15 protein-coding genes are annotated in these 14,765 nt (G+C 69.1%); 8 read left to right on the top strand and 7 right to left on the bottom strand.

Features of this window, described 5'->3' with window-relative positions; translation table 11 throughout:
- Window positions 1–94: 94 nt before the first annotated feature.
- Both secG and tpiA read right to left on the bottom strand, forming a co-directional pair.
- The gene (gene secG / locus P5F91_RS14385) at window positions 95–502 is read right to left on the bottom strand and encodes a preprotein translocase subunit SecG (protein ID WP_145609307.1); all 408 of its coding nucleotides are present in this window, start codon (window positions 500–502) and stop codon (window positions 95–97) included.
- 124 nt (window positions 503–626) lie between these two features.
- The gene (gene tpiA, locus P5F91_RS14390) at window positions 627–1,376 is read right to left on the bottom strand and encodes a triose-phosphate isomerase (protein WP_277907478.1); all 750 of its coding nucleotides are present in this window, start codon (window positions 1,374–1,376) and stop codon (window positions 627–629) included.
- 314 nt (window positions 1,377–1,690) lie between these two features.
- On the opposite strand from tpiA, the gene P5F91_RS14395 reads away from it, so the two are divergent.
- Complete coding sequence (locus tag P5F91_RS14395) at window positions 1,691–3,574, top strand: peptidylprolyl isomerase (protein WP_277907480.1); 1,884 nt, start codon at window positions 1,691–1,693, stop codon at window positions 3,572–3,574.
- 6 nt (window positions 3,575–3,580) lie between these two features.
- On the top strand, window positions 3,581–5,107 hold the full coding sequence (trpE, locus tag P5F91_RS14400) for an anthranilate synthase component I (protein WP_145609304.1): 1,527 nt from the start codon (window positions 3,581–3,583) through the stop codon (window positions 5,105–5,107).
- A gap of 144 nt (window positions 5,108–5,251) precedes the next feature.
- Here trpE and P5F91_RS14405 read toward each other — a convergent pair whose 3' ends face one another.
- Together P5F91_RS14405 and P5F91_RS14410 are read right to left on the bottom strand one after the other, a co-directional pair.
- Complete coding sequence (locus P5F91_RS14405) at window positions 5,252–5,455, bottom strand: heavy-metal-associated domain-containing protein (protein WP_145609303.1); 204 nt, start codon at window positions 5,453–5,455, stop codon at window positions 5,252–5,254.
- Window positions 5,456–5,491: 36 nt separating this feature from the next.
- The gene (locus P5F91_RS14410; RefSeq protein ID WP_277907481.1) at window positions 5,492–6,601 is read right to left on the bottom strand and encodes a divergent polysaccharide deacetylase family protein; all 1,110 of its coding nucleotides are present in this window, start codon (window positions 6,599–6,601) and stop codon (window positions 5,492–5,494) included.
- 279 nt (window positions 6,602–6,880) lie between these two features.
- Between P5F91_RS14410 and P5F91_RS14415 the strand changes: the two genes are divergently transcribed.
- From P5F91_RS14415 to lexA, 6 genes are all read left to right on the top strand, one after another.
- Window positions 6,881–7,504: an anthranilate synthase component II gene (locus P5F91_RS14415; RefSeq protein WP_145616278.1), complete on the top strand. Its 624-nt coding sequence runs from the start codon at window positions 6,881–6,883 to the stop codon at window positions 7,502–7,504.
- Window positions 7,501–8,568, top strand: a complete 1,068-nt coding sequence (trpD, locus tag P5F91_RS14420; protein ID WP_145609300.1) for an anthranilate phosphoribosyltransferase — start codon at window positions 7,501–7,503, stop codon at window positions 8,566–8,568. Before P5F91_RS14415 ends, trpD begins: the two co-directional genes overlap by 4 nt.
- On the top strand, window positions 8,565–9,380 hold the full coding sequence (gene trpC, locus P5F91_RS14425; RefSeq protein ID WP_145609299.1) for an indole-3-glycerol phosphate synthase TrpC: 816 nt from the start codon (window positions 8,565–8,567) through the stop codon (window positions 9,378–9,380). Before trpD ends, trpC begins: the two co-directional genes overlap by 4 nt.
- Window position 9,381: 1 nt before the next feature.
- Entirely contained in the window at window positions 9,382–9,873 is a 492-nt protein-coding gene (moaC, locus tag P5F91_RS14430; RefSeq protein WP_145609298.1) for a cyclic pyranopterin monophosphate synthase MoaC, read from the top strand.
- Window positions 9,874–9,888: 15 nt separating this feature from the next.
- Window positions 9,889–11,088, top strand: a complete 1,200-nt coding sequence (locus P5F91_RS14435) for a molybdopterin molybdotransferase MoeA (protein WP_277907482.1) — start codon at window positions 9,889–9,891, stop codon at window positions 11,086–11,088.
- Window positions 11,089–11,240: 152 nt separating this feature from the next.
- Window positions 11,241–11,963, top strand: a complete 723-nt coding sequence (gene lexA, locus P5F91_RS14440) for a transcriptional repressor LexA (RefSeq protein WP_145609296.1) — start codon at window positions 11,241–11,243, stop codon at window positions 11,961–11,963.
- A gap of 50 nt (window positions 11,964–12,013) precedes the next feature.
- Here lexA and P5F91_RS14445 read toward each other — a convergent pair whose 3' ends face one another.
- From P5F91_RS14445 to P5F91_RS14455, 3 genes are read right to left on the bottom strand one after another with little or no spacing between them, the layout of a single operon-like run.
- Complete coding sequence (locus tag P5F91_RS14445; protein ID WP_277907483.1) at window positions 12,014–12,391, bottom strand: helix-turn-helix domain-containing protein; 378 nt, start codon at window positions 12,389–12,391, stop codon at window positions 12,014–12,016.
- Window positions 12,388–12,639, bottom strand: coding sequence for a type II toxin-antitoxin system RelE family toxin (locus P5F91_RS14450; RefSeq protein ID WP_277907484.1), 252 nt, complete (start codon window positions 12,637–12,639; stop codon window positions 12,388–12,390). Before P5F91_RS14450 ends, P5F91_RS14445 begins: the two co-directional genes overlap by 4 nt.
- Before the next feature lie 60 nt (window positions 12,640–12,699).
- Complete coding sequence (locus P5F91_RS14455) at window positions 12,700–14,736, bottom strand: ComEC/Rec2 family competence protein (RefSeq protein ID WP_277907485.1); 2,037 nt, start codon at window positions 14,734–14,736, stop codon at window positions 12,700–12,702.
- Between the last annotated feature and the right edge of the window lie 29 nt (window positions 14,737–14,765).

Consider the following 14,765-nt stretch of genomic DNA (forward strand, 5'->3'; position numbering starts at 1 on the left):
TTAGCTAAAGGCCGCATGTCGGGCCAACGCGAATGCGCCGGCCCCCCGAATTGAAAGAGGCGGCTTTCGCCGCCTCCGTTAGTGTCGCCCGCCTTTACTGGCCGGTCGGAACTTTGGGCTCGCCAGAGGTGGGAGCCGGGGAGGTGGTCGCCGGTGCCGGCTGCTGCGCCGCTGGCGCGGCCGGCTGGTCGCCGGAGGGCACGGCACCGGGCGCAGGCGTGGCCGGGGCCGGAGCGGCGGCGGCCGGCAGCTTGTCGAACACCGAATCGTGGTGCGTGGCCGCACGGTTCAGCAGGGCCAGCACCAGGCTGGTCACCAGGAAGGCGCCGAACAGGATGGAGGTGGTGCGGGTCAGCAGGTTGGCGCTGCCCCGGGCCGTCATGAAGCCACCCATGGTGCCGCCGCCCATGCCCAGCCCGCCGCCCTCAGAGCGCTGGACCAGGACGACACCGACCAGCGCGATGCCGATCAGAATGTGCAAAACCAGGACGACGGTGGACATCGAAGCAGCAATCCTATCCAGCAGGCCAAACAATGGTTATGGCAAAACATGAAATAGCCGGCCGCCCCGTCCGGGGGCGGCCGACCTGCTCGCGCATCTCTTTACCCAGTCCGAACCCGGGGCGCTAGCGGCAAGTTTCCGCGATGGCCCAGAATTCGTCCGCCTTCAAGCTGGCGCCGCCAACCAGGGCCCCGTCCACATCATCGATGTGCAACAGGCTGGCCGCGTTGTCCGGCTTAACGGAACCGCCATATAAGATGCGCACCGCGTCCGGCTGATCAACCAGCGTTGCGAGACGGCGCCTGATCATGGAATGCATGGCTGCCACGTCCTTGGGCGTGGGGGTGCGCCCCGTGCCGATGGCCCAGACGGGCTCATAGGCCACCACGGTGTTGGCCGCCGTGGCGCCTTCGGGCATGGAATCGTCCACCATGCGGGCGATGACGTCCATGGCGCGGCCGGCGTCGCGCTCCGCCTCCGTCTCACCCACGCAGACGATGGCGACCAGGCCGGCGCGGTGGGCGGCGGCGGCCTTGGCCTTCACCTCCACGCTCTGCTCGCCATGGCCCTGCCGCCGCTCGGAATGGCCGACGATGACGTACCGGCAGCCGGCGTCGGCCAGCATGGGGGCCCCGATGTCCCCGGTGTGGGCCCCCGAATCCTTGCCATGGCAATCCTGGCCGCCGACGCTGACCGGCGCGTCGGACACGGCCTGGACCACGGTGTGGATCAGGGTGGCGGGCGGGCACAGCAGCATGTCGAAAGCGACGTCACCCGCCCCCAGCATGCGGCCGGCAAGGTCGGAGGCCAATGCCGTCCCCCCTTCCCGCAGGCCGTGCATCTTCCAATTACCGACAATGAATTTGCGGCGCATTTCCTTTGTTCTCCCCGAGTTTAACGCACTCAAAAGGGAAGCATCCGCGCGGGGGCCTTTTAGGTTTGGGTGGCCCGCCTTGTCACGGTTGTCCCTGTCGTCATGCTGTAACAGTCATGGGCCGGCATTTCCATGATTCAGGCCGTGACAAGACCGTGAGTCGGCACGTCCGGCCCATGCGCGTCGCCCGCCCAACCATCTATTGCCGCCCCCGCCCCCTGCTTCTATGATGCCGCGCCCTGATGGGAGGGTGGGATATCCAGGGCCCAGGCCCCGTTCCCACTGACAAGCAATTCGCAAGACGCAGCAGGCACATGCTTCAGTTCATCCGCAAATTCTCGGGCTCGTGGTTCTCCAAGATCCTGTTCGTGTTCCTGATCATCAGTTTCGGGATCTGGGGTGTGGGCCGGGTGGGCACCACCGTCAGTGACCAAGCTGTGGCCCGGGTCGGCGACACCGAGATCACCCCGCAGGATGTGGACCGCGCCTTCCGCCAGCAGGTGAGCCGGCTGCGCCAGACCATGGGGCCGGAGCTGACGGCCGAGCAGGCCAAGCAGATGGGCCTGATGCGCGCGGCGCTGCAGGACGAGATCCAGCGCGCCCTGATCAAGCAGGCGACGCACGACTTCGGCCTGCGCGTCTCGGAACAGGCGGCGGCGCAGAAGATCGCCGAGATGCCGGTGTTCAAGGACAAGTCCGGCCAGTTCGATCCCCTGCTGATGCGGGCCCTGCTGCGCCAGAACCAGCTGACCGAGGAAGAGATCGTCGGCGAGGTGCGCGAGGACATGGCCCGCACCGAGGTGACGGAGGCCCTGGCCGCCGGCATCCGCGTGCCCCAGACCCTGGCCCGCGATCTGGTGCGCTATCGCGGCGAGCAGCGCGGGGCGGAGACGCTGTTCGTGGCCGACAAGGCCATGCCGGACCCGGGCACGCCCGACCAGGCGACGCTGGAGGCCTTCCACAAGGCCCAGGCCGTCCGCTACACCGCCCCGGAATACCGCGCCCTGACCGTGGTCACCCTATCCACCGACGCCATCGCCAAGACCGAGGAGGTCAGCGATGAGGACCTGAAGAAGGCCTATGACGCCCGGTCCAAGGAATTCGTGAAGCCGGAACGCCGCGACCTGGACCAGGTGCTGGTCGACACCAAGGAACAGGCGGACAAGGTGGCGCAGGCCTCCGCCGGCGGAAAGTCGCTGGCCGACGCCGCCAAGGCCGCCGGTGTGTCCATGCTGCCGCTGGCCAACATCACCAAGGCGGACCTGCCGGCCGAGTTGCAGGACATCGCCTTCTCCCTGCCCCAGGGCAAGGTGTCGGAACCGGTGAAGAGCGGCTTCGGCTGGCACGTCGTCGCCGTCACCAAGATCGTCCCCGGCAGCACCCAGACCCTGGACCAGGTGAAGGCCCAGCTGGTGGAGCAGGTGAAGGCCGAGCGCGCCACCGACCAGCTGTATGACCTGTCGAACAAGCTGGACGATGCCATTTCCGGCGGCGCCTCCCTGGAAGAGGCCGCCAAGAAGGTGGACGCGGCGGTGACCAAGATCGCCGCCGTGGACCGCGAGGGCAAGGATCCCGCCGGCAAGCCGGTGACCGGCCTGGCCGTCCCCATCGCCAAGGTGGTGCAGACCGCCTTCGGCCTGGCCTCGGGCGACAACAGCAGCACCACCGAGGGCGAGCGCAACAAGAGCTATTTCGCCGTTCGCGTGGACAGCGTGCAGGCCCCGGCCCTGAAGCCGCTGGACCAGGTGAAGGACCAGCTCGTCGCCGACTGGAAATCCTCCAAGCGCGACGAGGCCGCCAAGGCCAAGGCCAAGGACATCGCCGACAAGCTGAAGGCCGGCGCGACGCCGGAGCAGGTGGCAAAGGAGACGGGTGCCGTCTACACCCGCCAGCCGCCCGTGGGCCGCACCCCACCCAAGGATAGCCCCCTGACGCCGGAACTGGTGGATGCCCTGTTCACCCTGAAGCCGGGTGAGGTCACCACCGGCGCCGCTGCCGACGGCCAGATGGTGGTGCGCCTGGCGGCGTTGGTGCCCATGCCGGAACCGCTGCTGGCCGACCGCGCCGGCGTGGCCGCCAAGCAACTGCGCGACGGCGTGGCCGGCGACCTCTACGTCCAGTTCCTGGACGCCCTGCGCCAGCGCTATCGCATCACCGAGAACCGGACGCTGCTGCAGCGCCTTGAACACCAGGAGTAAGGCGTCGTGACCCCCTTCCCCGATGAGACGGCCTTCGGCACGGCATACGCCGCGGGCCAGGCGCAGGTCGTCTGGACGCGGCTGGTCAGCGACCTGGAGACGCCCGTCGCCGCCATGCTGAAGCTGGCGCAGGGACGCCCGTTCTCCTTCCTGCTGGAATCGGTCACCGGCGGCTCCGTCCGCGGCCGCTATTCCCTGATCGGGCTGAAGCCCGACCTGATCTGGAAGAGCAAGGGGACCCAGGCCTGGATCAACCGGCGCGCCGCCACCGACCTGGCGTCGTTCGAGCCCTTGTCCGCCGCCCCGCTGGACGCCCTGGCCGACGTGCTGGAGGAGAGCCGCATCGACCTGCCGGCCCACCTGCCGCCCATGTCGGCCGGCCTGTTCGGCTATCTCGGCTACGACATGGTCCGGCTGATGGAAAAGCTGCCGGAGAAGAACCGGGACGCGCTGGGGGTGGAGGACGCCGTCCTCATCCGCCCCACCATCATGGCCATCTTCGACAGCATCGAGAACGTGGTCACCCTGGTAACCCCGGTGCGCCCCCAGGCCGGGGTGTCGGCGGAGGCCGCCTACCTCGCCGCCAAGGAACGCCTGGCCGACGCAGTGGCCGACCTGGACCGGCCCTTGCCGGTGGGGCATGACGCGGTGGGTGAGATCGAGGCCCTGCCCGACCCCTCCTCCAACATCAGCCGCGCCGACTACCACGCCATGGTGGAGAAGGCGAAGGAGTACATCCGCGCCGGCGACATCTTCCAGGTGGTGCCCAGCCAGCGCTTCTCGGTTCCCTTCGCCCTGCCGCCCTTCGCGCTGTACCGCGCCCTGCGCCGCATCAACCCCTCGCCCTTCCTGTTCTTCCTGGATTTCGGGGACCTGTCGGTCGTGGGCTCCAGCCCGGAGATCCTGGTGCGGCTGCGCGACGACACCGTCACCATCCGCCCCATCGCCGGCACCCGCCGCCGCGGCAAGACCCCGGCGGAGGACAAGGAGCTGGAGGCCGACCTGCTGGCCGACCCCAAGGAGCTGTCAGAGCACCTGATGCTGCTGGATTTAGGCCGCAACGACGTGGGCCGGGTGGCCGAGGTGGGCACGGTCACGGTGACCGAGCGCTTCACCATCGAGCATTATTCCCACGTGATGCACATCGTCTCCAACGTTGAGGGCAAGCTGGACAAGTCCCGCTTCAACGCCATCAACGCCCTGGTGGGCGGCTTCCCCGCCGGCACGGTCTCCGGCGCGCCCAAGGTGCGCGCCATGGAGATCATCGAGGAGCTGGAAGGCACCCGCCGCGGCATCTATGGCGGCTGCATCGGCTACTTCGCCGCCAACGGCACCATGGACACCTGCATTGCGCTGCGCACCGCCGTCATCAAGGACGGCGTCATGCACGTCCAGGCCGGCGGCGGCGTGGTGGCGGACAGTGATCCGGAAGCCGAGTACCAGGAGACCGTGAACAAGGCCAAGGCCCTGTTCAAGGCCGCCGAGGAAGCCGTGCGCTACGCCCAGGAAAAGCGCTCGACGCGGAACATCTGAGCTTGGAATCTGACAAAGCCGCCGGCGGGAGACACCGCTGGCGGCTTTGTCATGTCAGCATTCCCCCGCGTGCACCCTCGTCATGGTGCGGGTTGGATGGTTTGGATATGCATGATGCCGCTCAACCGAGCTTTATGAACACACTCAGGCAGGGCCGACGAAGTCGAAGCCGGCATCCTCGACGGCCCCCCTCACCTGGGCGCCGTCGGCGGGACCGGTGACGGTCACCACGCCCGCCTCCACATCCACGGCGACCTCGGCCGACGGCGCCACGGCCTGGATGGCCTTGGTCACCGAGCGTGCGCAGCCCTGGCAGGTCATGCCGTCGATTCGATAAGAAGCACTCATCTCACTCTCCAACTGCCACCGGTCAGTTAATGATCTTTATGTGCCGCCGGGCGTGGCCGCTATGACGGCCGTCAATGGCACCAGGGTGAAACCCTTGGCGGCCAAGGTGGGCAACCAATGCTCCAAGGCGGTCAGGGTCACGTCATGCGGATGGCCGATGGCGACGGCGGTGCCGTGGCGGCGGGCCACCTCCTCCACCTTGGCCAGCATGGCCTGCACCGCCTTGGGCGACTGGTCGTCGTCCAGGAAGACGTCGCGGCTGACCAGCGGCAAGCGGTAGCGCGCGGCCAGTTCGGGCCCCTTGGTGTCCGGGGTGGTGCGGCTGTCCAGGAACATCAGGCCCCGGCGCGACAATTCCGCCAGGACGATGGCCAGCTTGCCTTCATTGGCCGTGAAGCGGCTGCCCATATGGTTGTTGATGCCGACATAGCCGTCGAACGACGCCAGGTCGGCCTCCAGCCGGCGCTGGACCTCCTCGTCACTCAGGTTCACCGTCAGGGCGCCCGGGCCGGGATCGGCCTTGCCCACCGGCTCCATGGGCACATGCACGATCAGCTCATGCCCCGCCGCCTTGGCGGCCCGGGTCTGGTCGGCCAGGTCGTGGGCGTAGGGCAGCCAGGCGGTGGTGACCGGCCCCGGCAGCGCCACGGCGCGGGTGGATCGCGGCCGGTCCACGCCCAGGTCGTCGATCACCAGCACGATGCGGGCATGCGCCGCCCCCGGCGCCGGAGCAGCCATCTGGGGCGGCGGCACGGCGTTGCGCCGCCAGGCGGCGCCCCCCTTGCTCGGCTCCACCTTCGGCGGTTCGGTCTTGGAAGGAGGGACCGGCGGCAGCGTCACCGGTGCTTCGGCATGCTGTTCCGACGGCGGCACGGGGGGAACCGGCGGCGCGCTGGGCAAACGGGGGTTCGTCTTGCCCGTCCCCGATGGCGACGGTGCCGTCGCCACCGTGGGCTTGTGCGGATGGCGGTTGCCCATCACATAGGCGCCCAACAGGGCCACGATGGCCGTCAGGCCGACGATACCTGCCAGCTGCGCCCGGGTCAGGCTGATCCTGGCGCCCTTGCGCCGCCGGGCAGACGCGCGCTTGGGGGCCTTTTGTCCCGGCCGCCCCAAGGGCGGCGGCGGGGTGACGCGGCGGGGCATCAGCGGGACCGTCTGCTGTGGGAAACGGATGTGGTGGAAACGGTCATGACTGTCCCCTTCGCGCGCGGCCGGTTGTGGTTGTGGGCCGGCCATCAGTACTGCTACAGCCCCGCTGATGCTGGCAATCTCCTAGGTGGGGTATGCCGCCTATCACACCCACATGTCGGCATATGCCGCTTATCGGACCCGCGCCCAATCCGGTTGCCCTGCGCGCGGCCTCGGGACTAGTGTAGGCCACCTTTGGCCACGTCCAATTCCCCCTAAACGGGTTCCCAGATCATGCTGCTGCTCATCGATAATTACGATAGCTTCACGTACAATCTCGTCCATTACATCGGCGAGCTGGGCGCCGACGTGGCCGTTTGGCGTAACAACGCCCTGAGTGTGGATGACGCCCTGGCCCTGAAGCCGGAGGCCATCGTCCTTTCCCCCGGTCCCTGCGATCCCGACAAGGCCGGCATCTGCCTGCCGCTGATCACGGCCGCCGCGGAACGGCGCATCCCCCTGTTCGGCGTGTGTCTGGGCCACCAGGCCATTGGCCAGGCCTTCGGCGGCCGCGTCATCCGCGCGCCGGTGCCCATGCACGGCAAGGTCAGCCAGGTCACCCACCAGGGCGAAGGCGTCATGAAGACCCTGCCCACGCCCTTCGCCGCCACCCGTTACCATTCCCTGATCGTGGAGCGGGAGACCCTGCCGGCGGAGCTGGAATCGGTCGCCTGGATTGAGGGAGGCAGGGAGGACCAGATGATCATGGCCCTGCGCCACCGTACCCTGCCCATCCATGGCGTGCAGTTCCATCCCGAGAGCATTGCCTCCGACCACGGCCACCAGATCCTGGCGAACTTCCTGGATTTCGCCGGCGTGGCACGCAAGGCCGTCAAGAAGACCGGCCTGGCGGCATGAGCGGTGACATCGGTGACATGAAGGCGCTGCTCGGCCGGGTGGCCGAGGGCAAGCGCCTGTCGGAGGATCAGGCCCTGGCCGCCTTCGACATCCTCATGTCCGGCAACGCAACCCCATCCCAGATGGGGGGCTTTCTCATGGCGCTGCGCGTGCGCGGCGAAACGGTGGACGAGATCACAGGCGCGGTGCGGGCCTTGCGCGGCCGCGCCGCCCGTATCGACTGCCCGCCGGGTACCATCGACACCTGCGGCACCGGCGGCGACGCCAGCGGCACCTACAACATCTCCACCACCGTGGCCTTCGTGCTGGCCGCCTGCGGCGTGCCGGTGGCCAAGCACGGCAACCGCGCCCTGTCGTCCAAATCCGGCGCCGCCGACGTGCTGGGCCAGCTGGGCGTGAACGTGGAGGCGGAGCTGGAGGCCGTGCGCACCGCCCTGTGGCAGGACGGCATCACCTTCCTCATGGCCACCCGCCACCACGGCGCCATGCGCAACGTGGGCCCGACGCGGGTGGAACTGGGCACCCGCACCATCTTCAACCTGACCGGCCCCCTGTCCAACCCGGCGGGCGCCAAGCGCCAGCTGATGGGCGTGTTCGCCGAGCGCTGGGTGGAGCCGCTGGCCCAGGTGCTGAACCGCCTGGGCACGGAGGTCGCCTGGGTAGTCAGCGGCGAGGACGGGCTGGACGAGATCACCACCACCGGCGCCACCCACGTGGCGGAGCTGCGCCACGGCGCCATCCGCCGCTTCCAGGTGACGCCGGAGGACGCCGGCCTGCCCCGCGCCCGGCCCCAGGACATCCGGGGCGGCGACGCGGCGGAGAATGCCCGGGCCCTGCGCGCCGTGCTGGCGGGGGAAAAGGGCGCCTATCGTGACATTGTGCTGATCAACGCCGCCGCCGCCTTGATCGTCGCCGACAAGGCCACCACCTTGCCTGACGGCGTGGCCCAGGCGGCCCAGGCATTGGACGATGGCCGCGCCGCCGCCAAGCTGGCGGCCCTGGCCCATCATTGCCCCCTGCCACCCCCGGTGGCCGAGGAACACAGCGAAGGAACCCGCGCATGAGCGACGCAGCAGACGTCCTGGCCCGGATTTGCGCCGACAAGCGTGAGCATATCGCCGCCTGCAAGGCCGCCCGCCCCCTCGCCGAGGTGGAACAGGCCGCGCGCGAGGCCGGCCCCACCCGGGGCTTCGCCCGCGCCCTGCAGGCCAAGGTGGATGCCGGCCTGTACGCCCTCATCGCCGAAATCAAGAAGGCCAGCCCCAGCAGGGGCCTGATCCGGGAGGATTTCGATCCCCCCGCCCTGGCCCGTGCCTATCAGGAGGGTGGTGCCGCCTGCCTGTCGGTGCTGACCGACGTGCCTTATTTCCAGGGGGCGGACGAGTACTTGGTGGCGGCCCGCGCCGCCTGCGACCTGCCGGTGCTGCGCAAGGACTTCATGCTGGACACCTACCAGGTGGCCGAAGCCCGCGCCCTGGGCGCCGACTGCATCCTGCTGATCATGGCGGCGCTGGACGACGCCCAGGCGCTGGAGCTGTATGACGCCGCCACCGGCTGGGGCATGGATGTGCTGGTCGAGGTGCACGACTTGGAGGAGATGCGCCGTGCCCTGGCGCTGCCCGGCGGACTGCTGGGCGTGAACAACCGCAACCTCAAGACCCTGTCCATCGACCTCGCCACCACCGAGATGCTGGCCGGGATGGTGCCGCCGGGCCGCCACCTGGTGGCGGAGAGCGGCCTTTATCATCCGCAGGATCTGCTGCGCATGGAGATCGTGGGCGCCCGCCGTTTCCTGGTGGGTGAGTCGCTGATGCGCCAGGCCGATGTCGCGGCCGCCACCCGCGCCCTGCTGGGCCTGGACCAGGCGGTGGCCTGAGATGGCCGAGAACAGCGGCTTCACCCATTTCGACGCCGCCGGCCAGGCGGTGATGGTCGATGTCTCCGACAAGGCGGAGACGGAGCGCCTGGCGACCGCCCGCGGCCGCGTGGTCATGAAGGCGGAGACCCTGGCCCTGATCCAGGCGGGCCAGATGGGCAAGGGTGATGTGCTGGGCGTGGCGCGGCTGGCCGGCATCATGGCGGCCAAGCGCACGCCCGACCTCATCCCCCTCTGCCACCCGCTGGCTCTGACCAAGGTGACGGTGGACCTGACCTGCCTGCCTGAGGACAACGCCGTGGAGATCGAGGCCACGGCCAAACTGAAGGGCCGCACCGGCGTAGAGATGGAGGCGCTGACGGCCGTCAGCGTCGCCGCCCTGACGCTGTACGACATGTGCAAGGCGGTGGATAAGGGCATGGTCATCGCCGACATCCGCCTGATCGCCAAGGATGGCGGCAAAAGCGGCCCCTATCGCGCGGAAACCCCCTGAACCGCAGGTCCTGCCATGATCCCCGTTGACGAAGCGCTGGCCCGCATCCTGGCCCAGTTCCAGCCCCTGGCCGGCGAACTGGTGGGGGTGGGCGAGGCGGCGAGCCGCGTGCTGGCCGCCGATGTCGTGGCGCGGGTGACGCAGCCGCCCGCCGCCGTCTCCGCCATGGATGGCTGGGCGGTGCGGGGATCGGACCTGGGCTCCCTGCCCGTCACGCTGGCCCGCATCGGTGAGGCGCCGGCCGGCCGGCCCTTCGCCGGCACGGTGGCCCCAGGCCAGGCGGTGCGCCTGTTCACCGGCAGCGTTATCCCCGACGGCGCCGACACGGTGGTGCTGCAGGAAGACTGCGACGACCTGGGCGACGGCGTGCGGGTGCGCGAGGGGACGCCTGGCCGCTGGGTGCGCGCCGCCGGCCTGGACTTCACCGCCGGGACCGTGGGCCTGAAAGCCGGCCGTCTCCTGACCGTACGCGACGTGGCCCTCGCCGCCGCCATGAACCACCCCTTCCTGACCGTGCACCGCCGGCCCCGCGTCGCCATCCTGGCCACGGGCGATGAGGTGGTGATGCCGGGGGAGCCGCTCGGCCCCGGCCAGATCGTCAGCAGCAACGGCCTGGCGCTGGCGGCGCTGGTGCGGCGCCACGGCGGCACCCCGGTCAACCTGGGCATCGCCCCCGATGACGCCGATACCCTGGCCACCCTGGCGCGGGGGGCGGCCGGGTGCGACCTGCTGGTCACCACCGGCGGCGCCTCCGTCGGTGAATACGACCTGGTGCGCGACGCGCTGGGCGGTCAGGGTTTGGACCTGGATTTCTGGAAGATCGCCATGCGACCGGGCAAGCCGCTGATGTTCGGCCGCCTGGGTGGCACGCCCCTGCTGGGCCTGCCGGGCAATCCCGTCTCCAGCCTGGTGTGCGCCGCCCTGTTCCTGGTGCCGGCGCTGCGCCGGATGCAGGGGCTGGCCCGGGCGGAGTTGCCCCGGGCGCAAGCCGTGCTGGCCAACGCCCTGCCCGCCAACGACCGGCGGCAGGACTATCTGCGCGCCACCCTGACGGCCAGCGATGGCACCCTGCCCGCCGTCGCGATCTTCACCCAGCAGGACAGTTCCATGCTGAGTCGCCTGGCGGCGGCGGATTGCCTGATCATCCGCCCACCTCACGCCCCCGCCGCCGAGGCCGGCACCGTGGTGGACATCGTCCCGCTGGACGGAATTTAAGGCCCATCCCCCGTCGGCCGCCCTAAATCTGTCATCGTCCGGTGGTTTTTCATTGCTAACCCTTGACGCGAGCCGTGAACCAAAATAGAACATGGCAAGTACGTTTCGGGTTTGTTCCATATCTAGCGGCTCGACACAGCGAAGGGGGCGATATGCTGACGCGGAAGCAACAGGAGCTGCTGCTGTACATCCACCAGCATCTGGGTGAAGGCGGCGTCTCTCCCTCATTCGATGAGATGAAGGATGCCTTGGGCCTGAAGTCCAAGTCCGGCATCCATCGCCTGATCACCGGGCTGGAGGAGCGGGGCTTCATCCGCCGCCTGCCCCACCGCGCCCGCGCGCTGGAGGTGTTGCGCCTGCCGGAAACGACGCCCGCGCCCAAGAAGGCCGCGGCGGCCGCCCCGGCGGAGGTGGAACCCCGCTTCAAGCCCAATGTCATCAAGGCCGATTTCCAGGCGGGCCTGCCCGGCCGGGATGCCGGCGATGCCATCGGTGCCGTCAGCCTGCCGCTGTACGGCCGCATCGCCGCCGGTTTGCCCATCGAGGCGCTGCGCGACAGCGGCAGCACCATCGACATTCCTGTCTCCATGCTGGGCATCGGGGAGCACTATGCCCTGGAAGTGGCCGGCGACAGCATGGTGGACGCCGGCATTCATGACGGCGACACCGTCATCATCCAGCGCTGCGAGACGGCGGAGAACGGCGCCATCGTCGTCGCCTTGGTCGACGCCGCCGAGGTGACGCTGAAGCGCCTGCGCCGCAAGAACAACTCCATCGCCTTGGAACCGGCCAACCCCTCCTACGAGACCCGGGTGTTCGGCGCCGACCGCGTGCGTGTGCAGGGTCGCCTGGTGGGCCTGTTCCGCCGGTACTGAGTTCCTTTTCAACGCGGAGGCTCTCCAGGCTCCGCGTCGCTCCATCGGGACTACCGGGCCGCCAGCAGATCCAGCGGTATATTAAGAGCCGCCGCCAGCTTGGTCATGGCCTTGAGGCTGCCCGGCTTGCTCCGGTTCTCCACCTCCGACAGATAGGCACGGCTGATGGCGGCGCGGCCCGCCAATTCCTGGGCGGTCAGCCCCCGGTAGTCACGGAAAACCCGCACGGGATGGTCACCATCCAGAAGCCGGTCCAAGACTTCCACGGGATAGGCTTCTGTCTCCCCCGCCACCAGCTTGGCGGCGACAGCGGTCGCATCGCGGATATCTTCGGCGTCAGCCAGCAGCGCGACCATGGCGTCATAGTCCGCCCGGCTGATGGTGACGCTGTCGTCCGTCTGGGCGAGCGGCTTTATGAAAGCGTTCATCGGTAAACTTCCCGTCGGTTGCCGATTTTTACCACCACCACCGTCACCGTCTCGCCATCCAGCCGGTAGACGGCCCGCCAATCACCGTGGCGGACGCGCCCCATGCCGCCGCCAAACGCCTTGGCCCATGAATGCGTGCCGGTGGGGTCGGCTGCGAAGGCCTTGAGCTTGTCACGAAGCGCCGTGGCATCCGCGCGGGGCATCTTCATGAGGGCTTTCAAGGCCTGCGCTTCGATCAGCAGCTTCATGGCGCTATTGTCGCTGATAGCGACCACCCGATCAACCGCCTTATCGCCAAGAGCGGCGCCTTAGTCCCAGGGCCGTTTGCTTTGCGGATCGTGTACCGTCTCGATGCGTACACCGCCACGCTCGAAGTATAGGGCGTGTGCGCCACGGGCGGCCAGCACGTCGGGGCCGATGACGCGGGGAGCATCACAGCCCGCCGCCGGCACGCGGGAGATCACCAGGTCGGCATTGTCGCAATCCTCCGCCAGGGCGTCGCGGGTCCAGGCGATGGCGACCAGGCGCCCATCCGGGGCTGCGGGATCGCGCCGCTCCGGACGGTAAAGGTCGGGATGGTAGAGGCAGCCCAAGCTGTCGCAACGCAAGCTGCCGTCATCCGTGCCCACGGTGGGCCAGGCGGGCGGGCGCCCTTCCCCGCCATCGCGCTTGCCCCAGGTCTCCACCTCAAAGCCGCCGCCGCGCGAGGATGACAGCCACAGCTTGCCGCCGCCATCGCGCACCGCAACCATGGTGCCACCACCCGACACCACCATGTCCGGCCGGGGCGTCAACGGGGCCAGCACGCAGCCCAGCGCGATGGGCGCCAGGCCGGCCAGACGCCAGCGGCGGCGCCACAGCATCAGCCACAGGCCACCCACCACCAGCAGGCCGAAAGCCAGGTCGGACAAGGCCGCCCCATGCAGGGCGGCGCCAGGCAAGGCGGCCGTGATGCGCGCCGTCCACAGGATGCCGTCGCACCCCCAGCCGATCATGTCGATGATCCAGCCCTCCAGATGGAAGGGCATGGCGACATAGGCCAGCAGGCACAGCGGCATGATCCACAGTTCGGTGATGGGAATGCCGATCAGGTTGGCCAGCACGCCGTAATTGGCCACCTGCTGGAAGTGGTAGAGGCAGAACGGCATGGTGGCGATGGTGGAGATGATGGACGTCAGGCACAGCCCCCCCACGAACAGGGCGGCGCGGCGCAGCCAGCCCCCATCCTTGCGCCAGCGGTTCAGGGGGCCGCGCAGCACCTCATACGCGCTGATCAGCGCCAGCACGGCGCCGAAGCTCATCTGGAAACTGGGGCCCGGCAGTTGCTCTGGCTGGTACAGCAGGCAGAGGATGCCGGCGACAGCGATGGCCCGGGGGCTCAAGACCGAGCGGTCGGCCAGGATGGCCACCATGGCCAGCGCTGTCATGAGGACGGAGCGCAAGGTGGGCACCTGCGCGCCCACCAGCATCATGTAGGCCAGGGTCGCCAGAATGGCGAAGGCTGCGGCCCACTTCTTGATGGGATAGCGCAGCGCCACCCCCTCCCACAGGGCCAGGGCCGCCCGGGCGAAAAAGTAGAACAGCGCCGCCACCAGGCTGATGTGCAGGCCGGAGATGGACAGGATGTGCTGCAGGCCGGAAACGCGCATGGCCTGCAGGTCATCGGGTGGAATGCCCGTCTGTTCCCCATTCAGCAGCGCGATGGCGATCATGGCGGGCGCGCCGCTGAGGCGGGCGGCCACGCGGTCTGCGATCAGCTCACGCAGGGCCACCACGCGGTCGTTGATCCAGCCGACAATGCCCACCGGTGCCGGCGCCACCACCTCGGGCGTCTTGAAGGCGAAACCGACGGCGCCGATGCCCTGGTAGAAGGCGGACCGGCGGAAATCATAGGCGCCTGGTTCTGGACTGTCGGGCGGTGGACGCAGCGCCGCGAGGATCCGCACCCGCGTGCCGGCCGGCGGAGCCGTGTCGGTCGGCCGCAGACGTATACGTACGGCGGGCGGCGTCAGGTCGGGGGTCAGGCGGGGGATGTGCGGATCGGCCAGGGTGACGCGTACGCCCTTGTCCAGCCGCTCCACATTGGCCACGCGGCCCTCCACCGGCACGGGTCCCAGGGGCCGCTGCAAGATAGGGGTTCTGAGCCAAGTGGTGCGGGCCTCCACCGCCGTGAAGCCCACGCCCAGGGCCAGCAGGGCGCCCAAGGCCAGCCGCAGGGGCAACCGCTCTCCCGCCAGCAGGTAGAGGCCGAAGACCCCTAGGGTGAAGAGCAGGCCCGACCAGGGCGGCGGCTCCCCCGGCATGGCGAAGTACAGGGCAATGCCAGCCCCCAAGAAGACAGGCACCCAAAGGACCCAACGTTCGCGCTCTTCCA

Origin of the sequence: Nitrospirillum amazonense (genome assembly GCF_029594735.1) — a bacterium.
In the GTDB taxonomy this organism is placed as follows: domain Bacteria; phylum Pseudomonadota; class Alphaproteobacteria; order Azospirillales; family Azospirillaceae; genus Nitrospirillum; species Nitrospirillum amazonense.